This is a genomic window from Ferruginibacter sp. SUN002 (assembly GCF_050611725.1).
Lineage (GTDB): Bacteria > Bacteroidota > Bacteroidia > Chitinophagales > Chitinophagaceae > Ferruginibacter.
This window is the reverse complement of record NZ_JBODJB010000001.1, coordinates 1,899,796-1,925,266: the sequence shown is the minus strand read 5'-3', so window position 1 is coordinate 1,925,266 and position 25,471 is coordinate 1,899,796. Positions and strand designations below refer to the sequence as shown.

The following is a 25,471-nucleotide window of genomic DNA, read 5'->3' as shown; positions in this document are numbered from 1 at the left end:
CTTTTTTGGTTCTTTTTTGGGCAAGCAAAAAAGAACAACACACATTTATGCATCAACTATTTTAACACCAGTCTTATTAATAGTAGTCACATATGTGTTATAATCAAGCCCAATCTTATTATACACATCTTTCATCACTTCATTAACCGCATTAGCCGTTGCCTCCGTTTCACTCAACATAAAAATAGAAGGTCCGCTACCGGATATACCTCCACCCAATGCTCCAGCTTCTTTACACAAACGTTTTACATCATCAAAACCAGGTATCAGAATACTGCGTACGGGTTCTATGATCACATCTTCCAAAGAGCGACTGATCAGTGGCAGATCATTTTGTATAAAGCCTGCAACCAATCCTGCAATATTTCCCCATTGTTTGATCGCATCTTTCAACTTCACTTCTTTACGAAGAATTTGTCTTGCATCAGAGGTCTTCACTTCTATCTGCGGATGTACAACGGTAACGAATAAGTCAGGAGAAGGAATGCTCACAATATCCAACGGATGAATACCACGTATCAACGTAATCCCTCCATAGATACAGGGTGCCACATTATCCGCATGTTTTACACCGCTGGCAACTTTTTCGCCAAACATCGCAAAGCGAACCATATCTTCTTTAGAAAAACGATTACCCAATAAATGATTCGCCGCAACCGTAGCACCCGCCGCACTGGCAGCACTGCTACCAATACCGCTACCCGGTTTTATCTTTTTATGAATGATCACTTCAAAGCCAACATTACCACCCACTTCATTGATCATTTCAATTAAAGGAGCACCTGCCGTATTCATTGCAGGGTCTAGCGGCAAAGGATAGCCGTCTGCACTTTTGATAATGATCTCTTTCGTATCCAGCATCGTCACTTCCATCACATCATTCGGCTCATTGATGCACATACCCAGCACATCGAAGCCACAAACCAAATTCGCTACCGTACCAGGTGCTAAAACCTTAACATATTTAGTGTTACTCATTTAAATTGTTTAGAGGGTTTAGAAGTTTAGAATGTTTAGAGTTTAGAAGCTCCTCAACTTTCTTATTCCTTATTTCTCATTTCTTATTCCTTATTAAAATAATTACTGATTGCCTATTATCATACTTCATCGAGTTCGTCATCAGCACATCAGCATATTAGCACATCAGCACATTACGCCCTAGAGGCCCGTATGATATCAGCGAACACTCCCGAAGCAGTAACCTCCGCTCCAGCACCTGCACCCTTTATTACAAGAGGCTGATCAACATATCTATCCGTATAAAACAACACAATATTATCCTTACCATACAAATGGAACAGATCATGCTCCGGATGAATATGCTGCAAACCTACAGACGCTTTACCATTCTCATACTTAGCAACAAACTTCAGGATATTCCCTTTAGAAGCTGCTTCATCATACAACTTTTTAAAGTGAGCCTCATGTTTCACCATCGATGCAAAGAAATCATCTACTGATCCCTGCATACATTCTTCCGGCATAAAGGAATGGTTGGTAATATCGTCCAGTTCTATTTTAGACCCACACTCACGTGCAAGAATCAATATTTTACGCATCACATCTTTACCACTCAAGTCTAAACGAGGATCCGGTTCAGTATACCCTTCTTTCTTCGCCTGCATCACCACGTCAGAAAAACCTTCGCCTTTATAGTTGTTGAAAACAAAATTCAATGTACCACTCAATACCGCTTCTATCTTACGCACTTTATCGCCACTGCGAATCAAATCGTTTAGTGTACCAATCACCGGTAGACTAGCCCCCACATTTGTTTCGTATAAGAAACCTGCGTTGAATTCATTTGCCAATTCTTTCAAGCTCTTAAAATATTCAAACGAAGAAGAAGCGGCTATCTTATTACACGCTACTACAGAAATACTTTTTGATAGCAATCTATCATACAGTTCAGCAATATCCGCATTCGCTGTAACATCTGCAAACACTGAGTTACGTACGTTCTTCTCAATAATGGTATTGATAAAACCTGCACTAGTCATATGCACACCATCTTTCAACAATGTTTCTTTCCAGTTTGCCAGATCAATACCACCATTATCATTGAACAACATTTTAGTACTGTTGGCAATACCCGCCACTTTCACTTTAATGCGAAGGTATTTTTGTAAGTAAGATTGTTGTTTGTGCAATTGCGCCAATAATTTACCACCCACATTACCCACACCAGCCACAAATAAATTGATCTCTTTATACGTTGTTTCAAAAAATGCTTCATGCAATACGTTGATCGCTTTCTTCACATCCTTCGCTCCTATCACTGCAGAAATATTTCTTTCAGAAGACCCCTGGGAGATAGCACGAACATTCACCCCATTACGACCCAGTGTACCAAACATTTTACCGCTGATACCCGGGTGACTACGCATATTATCACCCACCAGTGCAACAATAGCCAACTCTCTTTCCATACCCAATGGTTCCACTTTGTTGGTTTCTATTTCGTAGCTGAATTCTTCATCCACCACTTTCTTTGCCAATGCAGCATTTGCATCATCAATACCCACACAAATAGAATGTTCAGAAGAACTCTGTGTAATTAATATCACATTGATCTTTGCATTGGCCAATGCACCAAACAATCTTTTGCTAAAACCCGGAATACCGATCATACCACTACCTTCCAAACTCAACAACGTTATTTTACCAATGCTGGAGATACCACGGATGCTGGTATCATCTTTTGCTGCATCTTTTTCAATCACTGTACCAATATCACCCGGCGCAAAAGTATTTTTGATCCATGTAGGAATTCCTTTTTTCAACACCGGTTGAATCGTTGGCGGGTAAATAACCTTTGCTCCAAAATGCGACAATTCCATCGCTTCCTGGTAAGAGATACGAGGTATCATTTTTACATTCGCCACCAAACGGGGATCCGCCGTCATCATACCCGATACATCTGTCCATATCTCTAATGTATGTGCATTCAATGCAGCCGCTAAAATAGCAGCAGTATAATCCGAGCCACCTCTACCCAAGGTAGTGCCCTCACCTGCTTCGTTACTCGAAATAAAACCCGGAAGAATAAATAATTTTGAAGACGATGCCGCAAATTTTGCAGCCACTTTTTTATCGGTAGTACCAAAGTCAACCGCAGCCGAACCGAAATTAGAATCGGTGGTAATTACCTCCCTGCTGTCGATCCACTCACATTCACCCACGGCATCTTTTAAACGAGCCGCAATGATCTGCGACGACAACAATTCACCATAACTTACAATACGGTCTTTCGTATGCTCCGATAATTCTTTCAGTAAAAAGATACCGTTGCAGATATCTTCTATCTCGTTGCACAATGTTTTTACCAGGCTCAATACGCTGCTCTGCTGTGTCAGCGGCAACAATTCTTTTACCGTTTGTAAATGGCGTTGCTCTACTTCCAGCAACTTGTCTTTAAAACTTTCGTCACCTTTAGCAGCCAAAGCGCTGCAACCCAATAACACATCCGTAATGCCCCCCAGCGCCGATACCACCACCGCCGTTTTATCGGCAGCCACTTTATCTTTTACAATTGCTACTACTTTATTGATATTTTCTGCATTGGCTACTGAACTTCCGCCAAATTTTAACACCTGCATTTGCTACTTATTTAAGGATAATATATAATAATGTTTACTAATTCGTTTTGTTGAACTAAAAGCTAAAAGCGCCCAAAGGTAATATGAAAATGTACAACCCTAACGGGTTGTTGTAGAAATTGTGGTAGTGCTGCTAATTATAGCAGAAAAAGAAGGAATAATATGTGTGTTTTTGTGTACCACGACGTTTGTAAAACGAAAATAGGGAAAAAATATTGTAATTGATGTGCTGATGTGCTAATATGCCGATGTGCTGATGAAAAAATCAAGAGTCTTCTATTAATAAGACCACCCCAATCAGCATATCGACAAATCAGCACATTAGTAGCATGGGCAGAGTGCAAAGCTGGGCTTTATGCTCGGGCTATACGTTCCAAGCCGCCGCAAGCGGCGGGCTTTCCACTCCTATCCCGGCTATGCTGAGCATAGGAATGTTATTGAGCTTTTTGGATGTTATGTTGGGGAGTGTTAGTATATTAGCTTAATCTAAAAAAATTGATTACCAAAATACTTGAAAATTAATGGATATACATCATGACTACATTGAGGTAAGATGGAAAAATTTTAAAGGTTTTAAAGATACGGGGTGGGTAAAAATAAAACCTATTACTATAATTCTGGGATCAAATAACTCAGGGAAAACGAATTTTCTTGCTCCATTCTTATTAATGAACCAGACTGTTAACTCTAGGGATCGATTATCTCCAATAATTTTAAAAGGAGATTTATATGATGCAGGAAATTATCAAGAGATAGCGAGAGAATATGTAACTGAAAATGAAATTTATTTTGGATTTAAATATCATATTCATGAAACAACAGAGAGATTATCCGAGATTGGAGATTATCCTCCAGGTGGGTTTGATGTAACATTTAATGTTGAAAATAAAGAAGCTGAAATCAAACTTAAGGCAATGACCATTTATGACTTATATGGTCGAAAATTTTTAAGTTTAACTAGAAATAAAAACGGCACAAATAAATTTGTTGGAATAGGGAAAGATACGATGACAGAAAAAGAGAAGAGAGCAATTTCAAAAAGTGAAACAGTCAATTTTTTATTTTCAACTAACTCTATTTTATCAGACTTAGAAGATGAAGAAAATAATAACTCTGAAAAAATAAAAAGAAAAGTTGGTAGATTTTCAAAAGGATTTTCCCAATTTTTATCTGCATTATCTTACAATAATTCGAGTGTTCAAAAATTTTTAGGAGACCTTAGTTTCTTAGGCCCTATTCGAGACAATCCACATCGTATTTATGAAATCACAAATGAAACGTATAATACAGTAGGAAGCAAGGGGGAAAATATGCCAAATCTATTAAAAAAAATAGGTAACAATAATACTGAGCTTAATAGCTGGGTGCAAAAGTTTGGATTTGGGGATGAAGTGTGTTTGGAAAAATTATACAGCAATGCATATTCCCTAAGATTTATGAAAAAAAATTCAATGTATTACACAAGTATTTCTAACGCAGGGTTTGGAGCTTCTCAAATATTACCTTTAATTGTACAAGCTTTAGTTTCTCCAAAAGGAAATATCACTATAGCTGAACAGCCTGAAATTCATCTTAACCCAAAAATACAATGTGAACTTGCCGACTTATTTGTCGCTATGGCAAAAAAGAAACAAACTGTAATTGCTGAGACACATAGCGAGCATTTATTATTAAGATTAAGAAGATTGATAGCTGAGGGGAAAGTAAAGTCAGATGAAGTTGCAATTTACTTTATTGAAGGAGATGTTATTAGCTCAAAGATTAGTCCTATTAATTTACAAGAAAACGGACAAATTAAGCAAATCGATTGGCCTAAAGATTTTTTTGCAGAATCATTAAAAGAGGCATTAATCATAGCATCGGAACAAGCAAAAAGAAAGAAAAATGGTTGATATAGTAATCGATACGTGTACTCTTAAACATGCTGATGACCCAAAATCCAAATATTTTGAATACTCAGTAATATTCATACAAAAGATGTTTATAAATACAATTAATTGCACTGTTGATGAAGGATTCTCTATGGATGAAACAGAAAATACTAGTTATTTAGGTTATGAGTATATTAAACATCTCCAACCAGGTACTCTTGGATATAGATTAATTACTCACTTAGCATCAAATGGCAGAATGGATTTTGTTTCAAATAAGCCTATCAATAATATTAAAAACTACATCGAACAAATAATTAGAAATAAGAAAGATCGAATGTTTTTACGAGTTACTTGTAATTCAACAGATAAAGTTTTGGCTTCACATGATTTTACAGATTACCAAATTAAAAAAAGAAGAACGATTCGAAGAGATTTAGAAATCTCTATTGTAACAGCTGAAGAAATCAATGATGAAATTTAATCCCAGCTATCCGTAGTGTTCTAACGAGTTGAAGCTGTCTTGAACTTATAACTCAAGACATACAACATAATCAAAACAACATTTACAATTCGTATGTCAGTGGTCAAAGATATACAGACAACAGCTACTGCGTTAAAAAGCTATAACTGATATATATTTGCATTGCTAGTAATTTAGCATAATCATATGGAAATAGCAATAACAAAATTGAAAGGACTTTTAAGTGAGCTAAATCTCATTACAGGAGCCACTGATGCTGATAGGAAAAAATTTGACAGAATAGTAGAACGAACTAAAGGTATTGCGACAAGACAGTTTACCCCAACTCAAACTTACAGCGAAAAGATTGAGGTTCTTAGTGAAAGGATTTCTAGGGCCGTATTTGGCTTAAATCATTACCATGTTAATGATTTAGTAAGCATTATTGAAGTAATGATTGATGAACTCGATTTATTACAGCATCAAGAACAAAAGGTCTTAACGAATTTCGAAAATATCACTCCTCTAAATAGTTACAATCCTGCTAAATCTGCAAAAAATAATTCAAGAATATTTATCGTTCATGGACATAATGATGCGATGAAATTCGCTACAGCCAGAACGCTTGAAAAATTTAAATTAGAACCTATAATTCTTCATGAACAAGCTAATAATGGAGATACCATAATAGAAAAATTTACAAGAAATTCAGATGTTGGTTTTGCAATTATTTTGTTATCTGCTGATGATTATGGTTATTCAAAAAAAGACAGCTCAGCCAATGCAAAATTAAGAGCAAGGCAAAATGTAATTTTTGAACTTGGATTTTTTTATGGCAAATTGGAACGCAAAAAAGTGGTTGCCATCTTTGAACAAACAGATGATTTCGAAAAACCTTCAGACATTGATGGGATCGTATATATTCCATATAACCCAAATGATAGTGGATGGCAGTTTGAATTAGCTAAAGAATTAAAAGGTGCAGGCTATCAAATTGATACAAATGTATTGATACATTAAAAAACCACATTGGTGCAAGCATACTATCGAATTTAATGCTCTTGGCGCAAGCATACCAACAAATTTAATTCTCTTGGCGCAAGCATCCGCTTGTGCTCGAATTCAATACACTAACAAGCAATATCTAAATAAAGAAATACTAAAAAAATACAGGCACATTTCGAAAACTCTTTTATACTTTATCCTTGGTTGGTACTCCACCCACCCATCGTCGGTCGGTGAAGACACCGACCTAGGTATCTTTAATTCATAACAAGTAAAGAAGAGAATAATTAATTAGCATACTCCCTCCCTAGGTCGGTGTCCCCACCGACCGGACAAATTAAAAGACATTCCCCTTAGGCGCAGGAATGCAGCCAACCTAATGTGCGTTAGCGTTCCTATGCCGATGTTAAATAGACACAAACCAAAGCGATGATTTATTTCCCCGCTAATTCATCAAGATAACGCTGCAGTTCCTCCATTTTTTCGGGTGGCAATGTCTGTAGTTTTGCACTAATGGATGCCCCTTTAGGAACGGGTTTTAATTGCTGTAACGGGTGGGTGGAAGCAACAGTTGTATTGTCTTTCGGTTGCCAGCTTATCAATTGGTTGGGTGTGCAATTAAGCAGCAGGCAAAGTTTTTCAAGTTTTGCATAAGTAATACTGGCCTGGGTATTATTAACCAGCCTTGCTGCATCCACATGAGAAAAGCCGTTCTTTACCAACCAACGCTTAGGGTCTTCAATACCAATGTTACTGCATTGTTTTTTTATGTCTAGAAATAGCATACGGATCGTTTTATTAAAGATAATACAAAATATTGTCATATATAACACACAATATAGACAACATGATACAGGTATTTACATCCGTAATACCCGATTTCTCCAAAGTGATACAGGCATTACATCCGTAGCACCAGATTTCTCCAAAGTGATACAGGCATTACGTCTGTAGTAACAGATTTCTCCAAAGTGATAAAGACACTACATCCGTAGTAATAAATTTTCATAAAATGATAAAAATACTACATCCATAGTACACATATTGGCGCAAGCATATCAACGAATTTATGCTTGGTCGGCACTACCCATCGCCGGTCGGTGGCGACACCAACCTAGGTGTCTTTCCGCCGTTGTTGGTATGTGCATAATAAATCAATCTATCCGGGCACGCCGATGTTGGTGTTTTCCACCAACATCCGAAGGGTATAAATTTAAGAGATCTTACTCACGCTAATAATCATATTATTTAAACACCCAAGCCAATGATGGCTTCGCTTGTTGGTGAAAAACACCAACAAGGGCTTTCGAAAATAGCAGCATTATCAAAGCCGAAAAAGAAGACCAACAAAGGCAGAAAAGCTGCATCTTTTTAGAATGCAGCTTTTTTTATTCTGCCGCCTTGGTTCATGTACCACTAACCAAGGCGAAGTTGTTCTGAATAAATTTTACTGCTATTTAATTTTATACCTATACCCTATCCCCAAATTCCATGCATTATAATAATGCTTCCCTGTAAAACTCCCTGGCTCTTTCCGCCGCTGTTGGTATGTGCATAATAAATCAACCTATCCCGGCACGCCGATGTTGGTGTTTTCCACCAACATCCGAAGGGTATAAATTCAAGAGAACTTACTCACGCTAATAATCATATTATTTAAACACCCAAGCCAATGATGGCTTCGCTTGTTGGTGAAAAACACCAACAAGGGCTTTCGGAAATAGCAGCATTATTAAAATCGAAAAAAGAAGACCAACAAAGGCAGAAAGTTTGAAATTCAACTTAATTTAAAATATTATTTCGTGTGCCACTAACCAAGGCGAAGTTGTTCTGAATAAATTTTACTGCTATTTAATTTTATACCTATACCCTACCCCCAAATTCCATGCATTATAATAATGCTTCCCTGTAAAACTCCCTGGCTCTTTATCTTCCCATCGTGCCATATCTGCTATTTTATCTATATCGATAAACAAGCAATGTCGTTTAGTAATATTATAATTAATATCTCCGCCATAGTTCACTCCCCACATTCTGCTAAATCGCACTTCGGTAGCTAAGATACCTCCGGTTAAAATATTATTATGAAAAGCGGCAGCAACTAAATGCGTACTGTAATACTTACTATTTATTCTACTTAACCCAAATTTAGGACTTAGAAAAAAACGATGATTTTTTTTGAAATAAATATCATACCCTATCTGAATTGATAAAGTATTGGCTGTCCAATAGAGAAAACTTCCTTTACCATTAAACCATTCTGATCTTGTAATACCTCTGTATTTGGCAAAGTACCTAGCTGTATCAGCCGGAAAGTAATAATCATGTGTAAAGTTTTTATCGTATGTATCTACTTCGCCATGCGTAAAATGTAAAGCTACACGCCATTTCTTTAAGGGCTTATATTCTGCACCGGCTTTGTAAAAGTAGCCTTTCCCTACAGGGTCTAATACATTATAACCGACACTTATTTTAGCGTACCATTCAGAGGAGTATCTTACTTGAGATTTACCGACAATAGAGATTAGACTTAGAACAACAAAAAGTAATTTATTTTTCATCTTATAAAATAAAAACAGCAGCAACAATGTTACTGCTTTGGTGAATGAATATTAATAACAAATATTGTTTTTAAAATAATAAAAAATACTAGTGAATTAGCATCATACATATCTTATTGCTTTTATTTTTCATTTATCCATAGGCCTAATTTTTCATGATATAAAAAAAGTTTCTATTTGTGTAAGACTGGAATTGAATAGAAATGGTTGCATTGCTAGGATTTTATTAGACCCTTATTTGTGCAAGCACGCTAAAGAATTTAATTCTCCCCCCTCTGCCTAGGTTCCTGGTACACGAAACGGCAAAGTTTGAAATGCAACTAAATTAAAAAAATGTTTGGTGTGCCACGAACTAAGGCGGATAAAATGAAATTTGTTTATACAATATATTAATTCCATGAATCGGCTTTTATTTCCTGCAAATGAAAATTATTCCCCGGCTATCCCTAGTATGTAACGAGCCGAAGCCGTCTTGAGTTTACAATTCAAGACATATAACATAATCAAAACAACATTATTAAGTTATAAGTCCGTAGACAAAGACATACGGTCAGCGGAGTAATCTCCAACCTACAACATTTAAATACTATTGCTTTTAGAAAGTTCCTAACGAAAAATTTCATAGTCTATTTATTTTTTTGTTTAAGATTACTTAGCCAATGTTGAATAATATTAAAACAATTAGAGTTTTAATATTACCGTGCAGTAAAACCGAGCACAAATATTTACGCTGTTACCGCCCAAGTAAATATTCTGTTTAATATTTAACGTCCTTTTATTAAACAAAATGTTTACACTGTTGTTATAGTCATTTAAACCAAAAAAATTAATGATTATGAAACACAGAATCTTATTTATTACTTCAGCAATTTTAGTTGCAGCGTCATTATTATTTGTTTCTTGCGAAAAAGATAGTCCTGCACAATCAAATGTACTTGTAGTGCATGCTTCGCCAAATGCACCCGGAGTGGATTTATTAGTCGATAACAGCAAAAAAAATTCTTCAGCACTCGCCTTCCCTAACAACACAGGGTATTTAAAAGTGGCATCCGGTACTCGTAATATTAAGGTAAACGTTTCCGGCACTGCAACCACAGTTATCGAGGCCGATCTTTCTTTAACCAAGGATGCCTCTTACACAGTATTTGCTGTAGACTCTGTATCGAAAATTTCAGCAGTTGTACTTACAGATAATCTTACTGCTCCGGCGGCAGGTAAAGCGCATGTTCGTTTTGTTCATTTATCGCCAAATGCCCCTTCGGTAGATGTTGCGGTAGCAAGTAGTGGTGCAGTTGTTTTTGGCAACAAAGCATTTAAAGAATCAACCGATTTTACACCGCTTGATGCAGGCACTTATAACTTAGATGTTAGAGTTGCAGGAACATCAACTGTAGCATTGGTTTTACCAGCAATCACATTAGAAAGCGGCAAAATCTACACAATATTCGCTAAAGGTTTTCTTGGTGGAACTGGTGCACAAGCATTAGGTGCAGAAATAATTGTAAATAAGTAATTGAAAAAATAGCTTCTATAAAAGACTGCTTCATTGAAAAGCAGTCTTTTTTTTATTTGAAACCATTCTCTTAGCGAAAGCATACGTTTGTGCCCGAATTGAATACCCTAACAAGTAATAATTGAACAAAGAAATATTCAACAGATTTTATTAGCTTGTAATTACATTTTGCAAGCGCTTTTATACTCAGGCATATGCGGATGCTTGCGCCAACAGTGAGAGTTTCCAAACTTAGTACATACAACATAATCAAAAACAATAGTAATAATTTGTATGCCCGTAGTCAAAGATATACCGACAGCAGAACTTTTATAATTAGCAAATCAGTACATTGAAACATCATAGTTATCAAGGCCCTACCACACGTACTCCTTCCATCTGTAAAGATTGAAGTACCTGCACATTACCTTTTAAGACCACAGGATATAACGTAGGATTTCTAACTCCACCGCCATGCGGATACCCACCAAGAATAATTGCATTTAATTTATCAAAGCTATGTGGTAAGCCAACAGGGGCGTTGTAGGAACCTTTTGCTATTGCTACAGTAACAACAGGTGGGCATAATTTAATGGTATTTAATGCGGCAGTAAGATCAGTACAAGCATTAACCCAACTGCTACCATCTCCTGTACCTGTTGCTGCGGAATCTACATAAACAATATTGATCTGCGCTGATTGACGCTCATACGCTCCCATATCAATAGTGGTGAATGCTACACGTGAGCCTGCGGTCAGATCTTTTGTAACATTGGCCGGCAGTGCTGCATTGTTCCCGGCATTGATAGCGGGACTACAAGATGCCAATGAAAAATTATTATTGGCTGCATTCATAAAATAAGGATTCGTATTAAGGTTGTCCGTTCCCGTTACGCTCTCCTGCGTTATTGAATAATTAACCGTATAAGGACTTGTAACCGTGTTTACCAAACCTGCACTTCCGGTATTGCCCCATATAATAGAATTGGAGATATTAGCAAACGAATTGGTTTGGCTCCATGCAAAAGAACCATTCACTGATGTATTGCCCGACATGGTACAGTTTACAATTACCGGTGAAGAGCCTGTATTAAACATACCCCCTCCATACGTAGCTGTATTGCCTGTAAAAAGACAGTTCGTAAATGCAGGATTAGAAGCACTGTTATAAATAGCTCCACCAAAACTGCTGGCAGCATTATTTTTAAAGATACAGTTTTGAATAGTGGGTGAAGCTGTACTGTTTTTCATAGCACCGCCATTCGTATTTGAATTTCCACCTGTAATGGTGAATCCATCCAATACTGCCGTGGCATCAATGCCGGTGTTTGAAATAATAGTGTAGCTATTATCTGTATTATTATTCAGTAAACCTATGTCACCACTCAAAATGGAGACATTCGTATTCCAGTTACGTTGACTTAATGCTGTTTCCGTTCCATTAAAACCCCCATAAATCGCTATATTATTCAACATAGAAAAATAAGCTGTTCTATCAGTAGTTGCAGTAGGTTTATAGGTGCCTGCACTCACCCAAATTTCCCTAATGCCGGCGCAAGTATTAGCATATGTTGTAGCGGCATTTAATGTAGTATAGGCATTTGCCCATGAACTGCCATCATTATTACCGGAAGCTGTAGCACTTACATATACCCTTGCACTAACGGAGTCGACTAACTGCAATTCATAAGCCCCAATATCGATCGTAGTGGAAACAACCCTTGGCAGATCAAGAATATCATTCACCACAGGATATAATACTTTTCCTGCATTTACCATAGGAGAACAAGGCCGCAAACGGAGATTGCCGGTTGCTTCACTGATGAATAATGGATCAGTATTCACATTCGCTACACCCGGCCATACACTTCCATTCTGTATCAATGAGTAACTAACGTTTGGCGCACCTCCAATAATAGCAGGAGCAATTCCTCTTAAGATAGTATTGATGATAAGCGGAGAAGCATTAACCGGAGTATTATACATCACCGTTAGGTTACTACCTGCAATAGTGTTATTCGCAACCGAGCAGTTTATAAAATAAGGTGAGGCATCAATATTCTGAATGGTACCGTTACCATAACCCGAGTGATTATTATTGATCACACAATTTATAAAAGATGGTGTTGAATTGATAGTAGTTATAGCCGCCCCTGTTACTCCTGTATTATTGCGGATAATGCAATTTCTTATTGTGGGAGTACTACTGTTTACAATGTATATACCAATACCCCTTCCTTTATCTTCAGGCAAAACGATATTGGAATATCCATTACGGATCGTAAATCCGTCTATCGTTAAGCTTGTAGTTACATTATCAATGAGCAGGATATGATTGGTATTGTTTGTATTATCTCCATCCTGCTGTATCTCACCATTCATTACTGAAGTATATCCAAGATTGAGATTACGTTGTGACAGGGCTGTTTCATTTCCGGCAAAGCCGCCATAGATGGATAATCCGCCACGGGGTGTAAATGAATTGTTGACATTATTATTTGTAGCAGTGCCGCCGTCATCAGGATAATAATTACCTCCTGCTACCCATATCTGCGTTACTATATTACACCGTTTAGCTGTTTCTAATGCATCCTGTAAACGGGTATAAGCCTTTGCCCAGGTAGTTCCGTCTTTTACCAAACCGGCGTTGCCTGCATTAACATATAGCGTATTACCCGTCGGGCAACAAAACAGATCATCAAAGGTACCATTACAATTATCATCTATACCGTTGCAAAGTTCTGTGGCATTCGGGTGTACGTTGGCGTTATTATCATTACAGTCACCAATACCGTTGGTCAGTTGATTGCGTTTAAAATAACCTACAGGCCTGTCACATGCATAAATGGTTGAAGTGCCTCCATAACCATCTCCATCATTATCAGAATACCATGTACGTAAAGTATCAGCATCAGCATTATTATCATTACAGTCAACAAACAGATTCGATCGCAACGTATCATAGCCTGCAGGCTTACTGCATGCTTCAACCCATATATTTAAAAAGAAGCCATCGCCATCGTTGTCTTTATAATACCGGCGGGGATATATAGTAGGGTTTTGATCGTTACAATCTTCTTTCAAAGATTTCAACTGGCTGAATGCTACATAAGATCCGGGACCTGGGTTAGAGCATCTGTCTACCCATTCAGGCGTACTATTTAATGGATACCCATCTCCATCATCATCTAAATACCAGTTTTGATGAGGATGCTGAATACTGTCGTTATCATCACAATCTACGATCAGCTTACAAAGCGTATCGGTTGTAACATTACCGGTGGGTTTAAAACTTATGTATTTGTCCAAAAGAAATGGATTGCATGTAGATGGATTAGCATTAGAATAATAATAGTCTGTTTTGTTTTTGATATAGCCATCTCCATCTCTGTCAACGAACCAAAAGGCAAAATTCGGGTCATCGATATTGGTCGAAGTATAATCATTGCAATCGATCAGTTTAGGAAAAGATCTGCTATAACCACAATAAGATGCCAAACTCTTTAACTTATTTGCCGGTGTGTATAAATATGGACGAGTACATTGTGAAAGAGAATTACCATCTGTTAACCCATCACTATCAAAATCTCTATACCACACCTGGCCCGGGTAAGCATCGGCATCGGCATCATTACAATCCGAAGGATTATCTACATACTTACCAAATGAGATAAAGCTGCAAGATACTTCTGCTGATGTAACCTCGTAAACATTGGGGTTGCCGTAACCATCACCGTCATTATCCCTATAACAATATTTAAGGCCACTTCCCTGGGCAATGACATTATTGTGGATAATCACAAAGCTAAATAGCATGAAAATAAAAACAGTATTCCTCATGAGCAGATACGGCTTATGTTAGCCGATTACTTCAAATTTACTACATCCTCATAAAGTTAATAAAAAAATTATAATAAAAATAGTAAGTAAGCCTCACTGGAGCGAGCATAACAAAGAATTTAATGCCTTTAGCATATGTATTTACTTGTGTTCGAATTAATATACAGTAAAAGAAAAAATTGTCCATCCCTTTGCGTTGTTTCTCCATTTTCCGGGGTTGTTTGTCGCAGCATCTTTGCACTGTCAATAACGACAAACAAAATAAAAAAATACACAATGAAAAATTTCGCAGTTCCAACAAAAGAACAAGTAGCTCCGGCCAATCAAGCTATTTTTGACAACCTTACAAAAGCTTTGGGCTTTGTACCAAACCTGTATGCAGTGATCGGATATTCGGAAAATGGATTAGGAAGATACCTTGCCTATCAAGGTGCTAAGACCACATTAAGCAATAAAGAAAAAGAAGCGGTTAATCTTATTGTAAGCGAAGTAAACAATTGCTTGTATTGCAAAAGCGCACATACAGTTTTAGGCAAGATGAATGGTTTTACAGATGATCAATTGCTTGATATCCGCAGAGGCAAAGCAACAGATGCAAAATTGAATGCATTGGTAAAATTAGCGGCAAGTATTACAAAAAATCGTGGTAGAGTAGATGCTGCGTTGGTTGATGATTTTTACGCACAAGGCTATACCAATGAAAGCTTGATTGACCTTATTTTACAGGTAAGCGATAAAACCGCTATGAATTATTTGCATAACCTTACGCAGATACCGGTTGATTTTCCAATTGCACCGACTTTGGAAACGGAAGCAGTGCTTAACTAATTCAGTAAAAAGTTTAAAGCCGGGCAACTTATCCCGGCTTTATTTTTTGAAGAGGAAAATTGTCCATCCCTTTGCGTTATTCCTCCATTTAAATAAAATCAATTAAATCTCATCTTTGTAAAACAAAAACAAACATCATGGAACAACGTCACCCACTCCCGCCCTTTACAATAGAAACAGCTTTACAAAAAGTTCAAATGGCAGAAGATGCCTGGAACAGTAAGGATCCTGAAAGGGTTTGTCTGGCTTACACCATCGATACTGAATGGAGAAACAGAACCCAGTTTATCAATGGCAGAGAAGCAGTAAAAGAATTCTTGAAAAGCAAATGGGAAAAAGAGCTCGACTATAAACTCAAAAAAGAATTATGGGGTTTTAGAGAGAACCGTATGGCAGTGAGGTTCGTATATGAGTACCATAACGCCGAAGGACAATGGTTTCGTGCCTATGGCAATGAGAACTGGGAGTTTGATGAAAATGGTTTAATGCGAAAAAGATATGCAAGCATCAACGACCTGCCGATAAAAGAAAGCGAAAGAGAATTGAAATAATAAAAATATTTTTTATGCAAGAAGATGCTATAAAAACAGAAGAAGTTCCTGTTGTTATTCCGGATGAATGTGGAGACAGTATTTGGGATGAAGTATTGCAACAGGAAGTGAAAGCTTGTAGAGTAAACAGCATTTCTGAAAATGCCGCTTCTTTATTGATCAATATTGAAAAACTAAATCAACAATAAAATGGCAAAGAATTTTGCATCAATCGCATTTACAGACGCTGTTAAAGCCGTACAAGAAAAACTGGGCAGCAGACCGAGTTATGCAAGAGTAGAAAGAGATACTTATGTAGATGGTTTAACAGAGAACGAGATTGATTTTATTGAACAACGTGACAGCTTTTACATCGCAAGTATTGGTGAAAATGATTTCCCCTACGTACAGCATCGTGGCGGTCCGAAAGGATTTGTAAAAGTACTTGATGATAAAAGAATTGGTTTTATAGATTTCAAAGGCAATATGCAATACATTTCTGTTGGCAATATTGCCACCAATAAAAACGTAGCATTGATCATGGTTGATTATCCTTCAAAAACAAGATTAAAAATTTTGGCTAAGGCAGAAGTGATTGAACTAAAAGATAATCCCGAATTATATGACCTGTTAGATCTGAACGATTATAATTTTAGACCTGAAAGGATGATGGTTTTCAATATAGAAGCGTATGATTGGAATTGTCCGAAACATATTGTAGCAAGATATACCGTAGAAGATATTGCGGAAGTTTTTCTAGCACAAAAGGATCAAATCGGTAAACTGGAAACAGAAATCAAAAACCTTAAAGCCAAATTAAGAGAGGCTTCTCAATCAACAATATAAATTGTACATTCATACATGCTTAATCAATCTACTTTGACGTTAGTAAATCCGCAGAACGGCAACCTTGCATTCAAATATATAGAGTTTGAAGACAATAGTTTTTTCGATCACATACAACGTAATAATTATTTTTCATTGATCTGGATCACTGATGGTGCCGGAAAACTAAATGCCGATTTTGCTGAGTACGATTTTGAGGCTGGAAATTTATTTGCCTTCTCTCCTTACCAGCCTTATATGCTTAAAACGATACAACCCATAAAAGGAGTTGCAATATATTTCCACCCGGAGTTCTTTTGCATTTTTAAACATCATAAAGAAGTTTCCTGCAACGGGGTATTGTACAATAATATTTATCAGCCTCCATTTGTAAAGCTTGATGATGGCACTGCGGCAACTTTTAAAATGATCTGTGAGCAAATAAAAACAGAAATGCAAAATGCAGATCTGGCACAACACGAATTGCTTGTTGCTTATTTAAAAATATTATTGATCAATGCTGCTCGTTTAAAAACACAGCAACAACCTGATGCCGCAACAATCATGACAGATAATAAAGAACCTTTTATTCTTCAAAAATTAAAAGATGCCATCGAAGAAAACTTTAAAACAAAACATGCACCTGCCGACTATGCTGAACTGCTTTATATAACGCCAAAGGCTTTGGCAAAGATTACCAAGTCATACTTTAATAAAACACTCAGCGCTATGATCAATGAACGTATTATCATTGAAGCTAAAAGGGAATTATATCTTACCAATAAAACTGTAAAAGAAATTGCCTGGGAATTAGGTTATGAAGATGAATATTATTTCAGCCGATTCTTCAAAGTAAATGCAGATGTGTCTCCTCAATTATACAGAGATACAGTTGGTTATGCAAAGGCTATGGCGTAGAATATATCTCTATATAATATTATACTGGGAATATTGTGGCTGTGGATATATTCTCAACTTCTTGTCTCAACGTTTCCGGCATGTAACAGTGCAAGAACAAAGACAAAAAAAATGTATAAAATATACTGCAATTATTTTCACTAATAAAAGTGGGCATCGGGTTCCTTCTGGTCAGAAGGCCCGGCGGAGCTCTCGAGATAGGAAATTATTCAACCCCTGATATATACACCTACAACGGTACGAGTATAACAATGAATTATTCGTAAGCAAAGACCAAAAAATACCCACTTTCCCTTATTCCATCAAAGTCATATTTTACTAACTTTATTGAAAACATTTTCCAATGAAATTGCATTTACTTTTTTACCTGGCCGTAATGGTGAACAGTGTCTCTTTTTCACAGCTCGTATCTTTCAAAAATGAACAGGGGAAATATGGTTTTAAAACAACAGATGGCATTATAAAAGTGCAACCTATCTACGATGTTGTTTATACTGTTTTCGAAAATGGTCGGCTATGTGTAAACAAGGGATTTAAAAATAAATTTGAAAACAATAAAGAGATCATCGCCAACACGGGCAAATGGGGATTTATTGACGGAACCGGTAAAGAAGTTATTCCACTACAATACCAAAAAGCAGGAGGATTCAAAAACGGGCTCGCCAAAGTAATGCTGAATGATAAATGGGGATTCATTAATCCACAAGGTAAATTCGTTGTTCAACCCATGTATACTTTTATAGACAATTTTGAGGATAATATTGCCATCTGCAACATAGGTGCAGCTACAAAAAATAAATACTCCTTCTTTTCATTGGATTATGAGGGCGGTAAATGGGGAGCTGTAGATAGATCCGGCAAACTCATCATCCCTACAATATATGATAAACTTTATTACCTGTCCGATCATAAATTTTTTAGTGTAACAAAAAACAACCTGCGTGGCATACTGTCTCAAACAGGAACAGTTATTTTACCCGTAACATATACTGAACTGTTTATACGTAACAAAGACTGCTTCATCGTAAAACAAAATAACAAGTACGGAGTTGTTAACCGCAGCAATCAAACCATTGTGCCATTTGAATACAATGCTATTCCAAAACAAGATTTCACAACAAATTTCTTGTCGCTTGTTAAAGATGACAAAACTTTCAAATTTGAACTATCGGGCAAAGCATTACCTACGGTAGTATCACCAGAGCCGCATGAATCTAATTTTCAAAAAGCATTGGCAGCTGCAGCAAATTCAAAACAAAGAGGTGAAGCCATTAATCAATATGTAACACAACTGCATACTACACAACTAACAGAAGATGAAAAAATATATTTACTTGGAGAAAAATTTAAACAGGTAGTAGATATTGATTATTATGGAATGTTTGAAGCATTTATGCATTATAAAAATGAAAAAAATAATGCAACTATTTATTTAGCTGCAAGGAATTCGCTCACAAAAGAACAAATCAGTTATATTACAATTGCTGCACAACATGTTACTGATGAATTTATTGCAGCCAGCAATAACAAACCTGCACCGGAATGGCCAAAAGGCCTCCCAAAACCAGGTTACGGCTGGGGCAAAACAGTAAGCAGCGATAAACCCGTTTATGCAAATAACAATGCCTACAGCCCTTCAACAAGTGCACCAGTTTATCAACCTGCTAAAGCTGCAGTAACAGAGGCACAACTAAAATCCATCATTGGAAGGTACTACAAAGAAAGAAATGCTACTTACTTTGGCAATCCTAAAGAAGTAGTGATAAAAATAATTAGTTATAACAAAAACCCCTACAATGATAATTTTCAAGTAACTTTTAAACAAGCATTTTTTGCAGATATTTTTAACAATTGTAATGTTGAAACAAAAACCGTAGATGCAGAAACGATTTGGTACGGCCCCCCTCTTTACGATGCATACGACCCTTATTTACCAGCTCAACCACAAACATGTAAAAAATGTAACGGCTCCGGAAAAATAACCACAGGATATTCTCATACTAACGACTACGAATATACGTATGGTGCTAAAGTCACTTATAGCAGCACTTCAACACAAGCCTGCTCTGCCTGCAATGGTGGTGGCTCAGTATATTCAAGTCAGCTTAAAAAACTGGCTACATGTCTTGAATAGCTTACAGTATGAGCACACTAAGACAATTTAGTACATCCCACCATAGTGTTGCTACAAGCTGAATATGTGATGAGTTTGCAACTTAGGACGAAACAGTATGTATTCTCAGCTTTTGTGCTTACATTCAACTTTATATTTTCAATCAGCAAAATCACTAATACTTTACCGTCGGTAAAAACATTTTTATCTATGCAAACAAGATTGATCACATCCATTGTATTGTTATTCATTTGCGCCGGCTCTTTTGCTCAGAAAGTAGATAACGGAGTCAGTGATGAACTAGCCGCCTGGCGTAAAAAGGAGATCAGCAACATACAATACCGGTTAAGCTTTCATATACCGGCTTCTACCCGACATATTACTGCAAAAGAGGTCATTCAATTTGACCTGAAGCACACAGATAAAAAATTGCAGATCGATTTTAAAACCGATCTGAAGAAAATAAAAAAATTAGTTGTAAATAATAAAATAGTAAAACCGCTTTTGATCAACGAGCACATCGTTTTAAACCCTTCTTTACTATTAAAAAAGAACAACCAGGTACAGATCGATTTTGATGTATCGGGCAACTCAATAAAAACAGACACGAATGGCTTAGTATATACTTTATTTGTTCCAGCCAATGCCAGAGAGAGTTTTGCTTGTTTTGATCAACCTGATCTCAAAGCAAGCTTTGAATTAACATTGACCATTCCTAATACATGGGTATCCGTTAGTAACGGCAAAGCTGTAAAAGAAACAACAACATCCACTGAAAAGACTTGCTATTTTGAACCTACAGCCCCTATCAGCACTTACCTGTTTTGTTTTGCTGCAGGTAAATTCAATGTGTATTCGGAGACAAGAGAAGGTCGCACTATAAATTTCTATTACAGGGAGACCAATAAAAATAAACTCGATTCGAATCTTGCCGATTGTATGGACCTTCAATTCAAAGCATTGGCTTTCGACTCTGATTATCTTCAATCTGAATACCCATTCAGTAAGTTTGATTTTGTGGAGATCCCCGGATTCGGTGTTGGTGGAATGGAACACCCCGGTTCTATATTCTATAAAGGAGATGAAATTTTTCTTGAAAAACCATCCGCAACAGACATCTATGAACGCAAACGTGTCATAGGACACGAAGTGAGCCATATCTGGTTTGGCGATATAGTAACAATGAAGTGGTTCAATGAAGTTTGGTTGAAAGAGGTTTTTGCAAATTATATGGGTGATAAGTTTGCCAACACACAAGGCATTGATAAAAACTTCAACAAAAAATTTTTATTGGGTAATTTTCCTACCGCCTATTCAAAAGACAGATTCCCTTCTTCCAATCCTATACTTTTACAACTACCTAACCTGGATCAGGCCGGCCTTGCCTATGGCGAGATATCTTATCATAAGACTCCCATCATGATGCATCAATTGGAACTATTGATAGGTGAAGAAAATTTCAGGAAAGGCATACAGGATTATATCAAAACATATAAGGGGGGCAATGCTGATTTTAGCCAATTAATTGAACAGTTTAAAAAATATACCACTGCCGATCTTGATTATTGGTTGGAAGGATGGGTAAAAAAACAAGGCAGGCCAATTATTCATTATACTATTGACACTACCGGCGGCATTATTAATCAATTTTCGTTTACACAATATGGTGAGTATGATACAAAAAGGATCTTACCCCAGCAATTCGATATGATGCTTTACTATGACAGCAGCACAACAGAAACCATTCATGTAAATATGACCAAAGCATCTCAAAAGATCAGTGAGATCATTGGCAAAAAAGCCCCTGCTTTGATCCTGTTCAACACATCAGGTGAAGGCTATGGTGTTTTTCCAATTGATAAAGCGTTTGTCAATAAAGGGCTGCGTCATACTTCTGTAGTTACAAGAGCATCGGCCATCATCAATCTTTTTGAGTTAATGCTTCGATCAAAAGAAAAAGAACCAGATCAGTTTTCTACGGTATACAAACCCCGGCCAAAAGAAATGCTTAACCTATTATGTTCATTGGTGAGTTGGGAAACGGATCGGCAGTTGTTAGAAAGAGAACTCAGATATATCTCCACCATCTATTGGAATTTACTTAAACCGGCAACCAGGCAAAAGGTTGGCCCGCAATTGGAGGAAACTTTATTGAATGCAATACAACAGCAAACAATACCCAATAGAACTTCAATCTTTAGAACTTATATAAAGATTGCAGAGTCCGCAAAAGCTAATGATTCCCTGTATTTTTATTGGAGCAAAAGAAAAGCTCCTTATGATATTTCTATAGATGTATCCGACTTTACTTCGATAGCAACACACCTGGCTTTGATGAACTATAAGGTAGATGAAGTACTTAAAACCGAACTCGATAGTCTCAAGAATTTTTATGCAGATCATAAATCATTTCTATTGCTCACAAAAGCACTTTCAAATAATGTTCAGGTAAGGGACAGCTTTTTTACCTCATTGCTTAAATATGAGGGAAGAAAAGAAGGAAGTGATGTGATAAGCAGTTTATACCTTTTACATCATCCGCTCAGGCAGAAACATAGCAAAAAATATATAAAGCAATCCTTAGCAATTTTAGCTGATGTACTACATACAAACGATATATTTTTCGCTCCTGATTGGATTTCCGCCACTTTAAGCTCATACAATGATAAAGAAACCGTACAATTACTAAAGTCATATCTTTCTAAAAGCCACCCCGAGGTTCCATTCCTGTTATTGCAAATAGTAAGACAAAATGCAGATTGGGTTTTTAGGGCCGAAGCAGTTTCGGAATAAACTGACATTTAAATAAGTCCCCCAATATTTCTTTGCCATCACAAAACAAGAAGCCTTTGGTTATTCAAAACCAAAGGCTTCTTATTAATTTGTATTAAAGCATTATTGAAATCCTAACAACTAAAACTGTTTTGTTTTTACATCCGGTGCAAGCTTTTTGAATTCAGCTTCCAAATAATCGATTCTAGACAATTGTTGTTTTAGTTTTTCGTTCTCTTGTAAAATCGCATCGTTTTGTTCTTCTAATTTTTTAATTTTAATTGTTTGATCGGCACTACGTTTTTCCAGCCCTTTCAACATGATCATCATAATACCATCCATATCCGCACTGGCTAATAAAGTATCACAACCAATAGTACCAATTTTATCTCTACCAAAAGCTGAAAAAATATCCTGTGCCATTGGACCATAATGTCGGAAACTTTTTGGATCCTGACCGATATAATTCCATGACCCTAAATTCAGTGTAGATAATTTATCCAGGAAATAATCAGTTGAGGCCGGTATATAATTTTCTTTCTTTCTTACATCAGATATCACAGACCATGAACTACCTCCGGCAGACATTTGTACCCCGACAGTTTCTGATGCGTTTGAAAATAACCGGTAGCCCCCTGCAAAACGCATCGTCATTTGGTTGTTTGCACTAGCTTCTGTACTATCAGTTGTTGATCCATCAGAAAACACCATTGCTCCTGCATGCCCATTGGTACTGGCTCTTTGGCCTATAGCTGTACTATAATCAGCATCGGCAGTACAACGATAACCAATAGCTATAGCTCCTGTACCATCGGCCAATGCGTTATAACCCAATCCGGTACTATAAGAGCCTAATGCCTGACTTTGATAGCCGGATGCAAAAGAAGCAAGTCCCAATGCAATCGTGTTGTAACCAAATGCAACAGTGTAATACCCAACGTTTGCTTCATCCCAAAATGTTCCTGCAGAGCCAATAGATCCTGCTCTCAGAGCTCCTTTTTGAGGATGCCACATAAACCTTTCGCCTGCACCGGAGGCAGGAATAATCCCATATCCAAGAATACCCTTTGCAACTATACCTCCCCATGCATCGAATTTAAATCTTTCACTAGGAACTGTAGAGCTGCCCCCAAAATCCATGTCCGTTACTATTCTTACAGCACCACTATCCAAGATCTGAATACCCATATTGTTTCCAGACCTAGTTATATAATTATTTTGTGCAATAAGGTTAGTGGTCATGATATGATTTCCTAAATTATCCCTGAACGGAACCCAGCTAGAACCATTATAAAAATAATAACCCGGAGTAAAATCGGTTTGATAAATGATCATTCCTGTAGCAGGTACACCCATTGCATTGCGTTGAGTTATATTCATTCTGGGTAATAATACACCTCTGGTTGTGCTGGCAATGTCTAATATTGCATCTTCATCCGGATTCGATGTTCCTATGCCTACACTTCCATTTCTTCGAATAAGCAATGCATTGGATCGGTTGCTATTACTGCCGCCATTACCAACTATAAATAAAGGCGAAGTTGAATTGGTAAATGTTTCGCCGCTTGAAAGAACAGGATCATTATACATACCTATTGATGTAGAAGCAAAGCCTCTTGCAATGGTTTCAATGCCAAAAGCGGATGTCCCTGTACCTTCAGCATATGTATTTAAGCCTCCGGCAAATCCATAATTACCATTCGCTTTATTCCCATTACCAAAACTAAATGAGTTTAGGCCTACACTATCTTTATTCCAATAGTCATTTGCTTGTACGCCACCTCTTATAGCCACTTTTTCAGGTATATAATAAAAACCTGTATTCGTTGCCGTTAGATTAGTAGTTGTAGTTGAGTTTACAAAATAATGATCAAATCTTATTTGAAATCCAGACAAAGTACTTGAAGGGTTGGAGCCAAATTGAACAAGGATTGGATCATAACTAAATCCAAAGAAAACCGATTGATTGGAAACATTACCGGAAAAGGTATAACTCTTTGTACTATTATATATACGAAGCGTATCCAATAATGCTTCGGTAGTAAGACTAATTACCTGTATTCGGCAAAGTTGAGAACCCGGCGGGAAATTAATACCCATGGTGATATTTTCACTATTACCATACCCACCAACAGGCCCCCCACTATCATAAATATATCCTGCTGAGTCGGAAACAAGCAATCCCCCGGAGATATTATAAGAAGGCGCTGCTCCTTGCATAAATACAAACCCACTGTCCGAGTTTGCAACTGTGGCAAGTTCCTTCCAGATACCATCAAAATACCAATGACTTTTAGTAGTAAGATCATATACCGATAACCCTCGAGCAGGCGAGCCAATTGCTTTTCGTTGAACAGAAGACATTCTTGGGATCAATAAACCTTTGTTAACACTCGTTATGTCCAACATAGATGAGCTATTAGGCGATGCTATGCCTATTCCAACTTGAGCCGAAGAAGTGATAACTGTGAAAAGAAAAGTGACAAGTATTAATATTATTCTCATAAGTTTATTTTTGTGTAAAATATAAAAAAAACCAGAAAAAACACAATATTATAATATGTAGATATTCACGATTTACACAACATAATTTAATGAATTAAACTTCCCCAATTTATGCCGCCCTGCCCCATTAAATCAAGTTGCAGATAGAG

The 25,471-nt window shown here is 37.0% G+C and carries 17 protein-coding genes; 11 read left to right on the top strand and 6 right to left on the bottom strand.

Annotated elements, in window-relative coordinates:
• Positions 1-45: 45 nt before the first annotated feature.
• Positions 46-978, bottom strand: a complete 933-nt coding sequence (locus tag ACQ33O_RS08700) for a homoserine kinase (protein WP_430995179.1) — start codon at positions 976-978, stop codon at positions 46-48.
• Between the two features lie 173 nt (positions 979-1,151).
• Positions 1,152-3,599: a bifunctional aspartate kinase/homoserine dehydrogenase I gene (gene thrA, locus ACQ33O_RS08695; protein WP_430995178.1), complete on the bottom strand. Its 2,448-nt coding sequence runs from the start codon at positions 3,597-3,599 to the stop codon at positions 1,152-1,154.
• A gap of 521 nt (positions 3,600-4,120) precedes the next feature.
• On the opposite strand from thrA, the gene ACQ33O_RS08690 reads away from it, so the two are divergent.
• From ACQ33O_RS08690 to ACQ33O_RS08680, 3 genes are all read left to right on the top strand, one after another.
• Complete coding sequence (locus ACQ33O_RS08690; RefSeq protein ID WP_430995177.1) at positions 4,121-5,491, top strand: DUF3696 domain-containing protein; 1,371 nt, start codon at positions 4,121-4,123, stop codon at positions 5,489-5,491.
• Complete coding sequence (locus tag ACQ33O_RS08685) at positions 5,484-5,954, top strand: hypothetical protein (protein WP_430995176.1); 471 nt, start codon at positions 5,484-5,486, stop codon at positions 5,952-5,954. Before ACQ33O_RS08690 ends, ACQ33O_RS08685 begins: the two co-directional genes overlap by 8 nt.
• A gap of 186 nt (positions 5,955-6,140) precedes the next feature.
• On the top strand, positions 6,141-6,953 hold the full coding sequence (locus tag ACQ33O_RS08680) for a TIR domain-containing protein (RefSeq protein ID WP_430995175.1): 813 nt from the start codon (positions 6,141-6,143) through the stop codon (positions 6,951-6,953).
• Positions 6,954-7,372: 419 nt separating this feature from the next.
• Here ACQ33O_RS08680 and ACQ33O_RS08675 read toward each other — a convergent pair whose 3' ends face one another.
• Positions 7,373-7,723, bottom strand: coding sequence for a helix-turn-helix domain-containing protein (locus tag ACQ33O_RS08675; RefSeq protein ID WP_430995174.1), 351 nt, complete (start codon positions 7,721-7,723; stop codon positions 7,373-7,375).
• Positions 7,724-8,785: 1,062 nt separating this feature from the next.
• Entirely contained in the window at positions 8,786-9,499 is a 714-nt protein-coding gene (locus ACQ33O_RS08670) for a hypothetical protein (RefSeq protein WP_430995173.1), read from the bottom strand.
• An 835-nt stretch (positions 9,500-10,334) separates the two neighbouring features.
• Between ACQ33O_RS08670 and ACQ33O_RS08665 the strand changes: the two genes are divergently transcribed.
• Entirely contained in the window at positions 10,335-11,012 is a 678-nt protein-coding gene (locus ACQ33O_RS08665; protein WP_430995172.1) for a DUF4397 domain-containing protein, read from the top strand.
• A 348-nt stretch (positions 11,013-11,360) separates the two neighbouring features.
• Here ACQ33O_RS08665 and ACQ33O_RS08660 read toward each other — a convergent pair whose 3' ends face one another.
• The gene (locus tag ACQ33O_RS08660; protein ID WP_430995171.1) at positions 11,361-14,831 is read right to left on the bottom strand and encodes a choice-of-anchor Q domain-containing protein; all 3,471 of its coding nucleotides are present in this window, start codon (positions 14,829-14,831) and stop codon (positions 11,361-11,363) included.
• Positions 14,832-15,107: 276 nt separating this feature from the next.
• Here ACQ33O_RS08660 and ACQ33O_RS08655 point away from each other — a divergent pair, with 276 nt between their 5' ends.
• The 7 genes from ACQ33O_RS08655 (at position 15,108) to ACQ33O_RS08625 (ending at position 22,838) form a co-directional block, all read left to right on the top strand.
• Positions 15,108-15,659, top strand: coding sequence for a carboxymuconolactone decarboxylase family protein (locus ACQ33O_RS08655; protein WP_430995170.1), 552 nt, complete (start codon positions 15,108-15,110; stop codon positions 15,657-15,659).
• Positions 15,660-15,796: 137 nt separating this feature from the next.
• Positions 15,797-16,210, top strand: a complete 414-nt coding sequence (locus ACQ33O_RS08650; protein WP_430995169.1) for a DUF1348 family protein — start codon at positions 15,797-15,799, stop codon at positions 16,208-16,210.
• Between the two features lie 14 nt (positions 16,211-16,224).
• Complete coding sequence (locus ACQ33O_RS08645) at positions 16,225-16,398, top strand: hypothetical protein (RefSeq protein ID WP_430995168.1); 174 nt, start codon at positions 16,225-16,227, stop codon at positions 16,396-16,398.
• 1 nt (position 16,399) lies between these two features.
• A complete protein-coding gene (locus tag ACQ33O_RS08640) occupies positions 16,400-17,035 on the top strand; it encodes a pyridoxamine 5'-phosphate oxidase family protein (RefSeq protein WP_430995167.1) in 636 nt (211 codons plus the stop codon).
• Positions 17,036-17,050: 15 nt separating this feature from the next.
• Positions 17,051-17,932 (top strand): helix-turn-helix domain-containing protein, encoded by an 882-nt coding sequence (locus ACQ33O_RS08635; protein ID WP_430995166.1) that lies wholly within the window; start codon positions 17,051-17,053, stop codon positions 17,930-17,932.
• Between the two features lie 343 nt (positions 17,933-18,275).
• Positions 18,276-20,066: a WG repeat-containing protein gene (locus tag ACQ33O_RS08630; RefSeq protein WP_430995165.1), complete on the top strand. Its 1,791-nt coding sequence runs from the start codon at positions 18,276-18,278 to the stop codon at positions 20,064-20,066.
• 189 nt (positions 20,067-20,255) lie between these two features.
• On the top strand, positions 20,256-22,838 hold the full coding sequence (locus ACQ33O_RS08625) for a M1 family aminopeptidase (protein ID WP_430995164.1): 2,583 nt from the start codon (positions 20,256-20,258) through the stop codon (positions 22,836-22,838).
• A 120-nt stretch (positions 22,839-22,958) separates the two neighbouring features.
• Here the strand turns inward: ACQ33O_RS08625 and ACQ33O_RS08620 are convergent, their stop codons facing one another.
• A complete protein-coding gene (locus tag ACQ33O_RS08620) occupies positions 22,959-25,322 on the bottom strand; it encodes a tail fiber domain-containing protein (RefSeq protein ID WP_430995163.1) in 2,364 nt (787 codons plus the stop codon).
• Positions 25,323-25,471 lie beyond the last annotated feature (149 nt).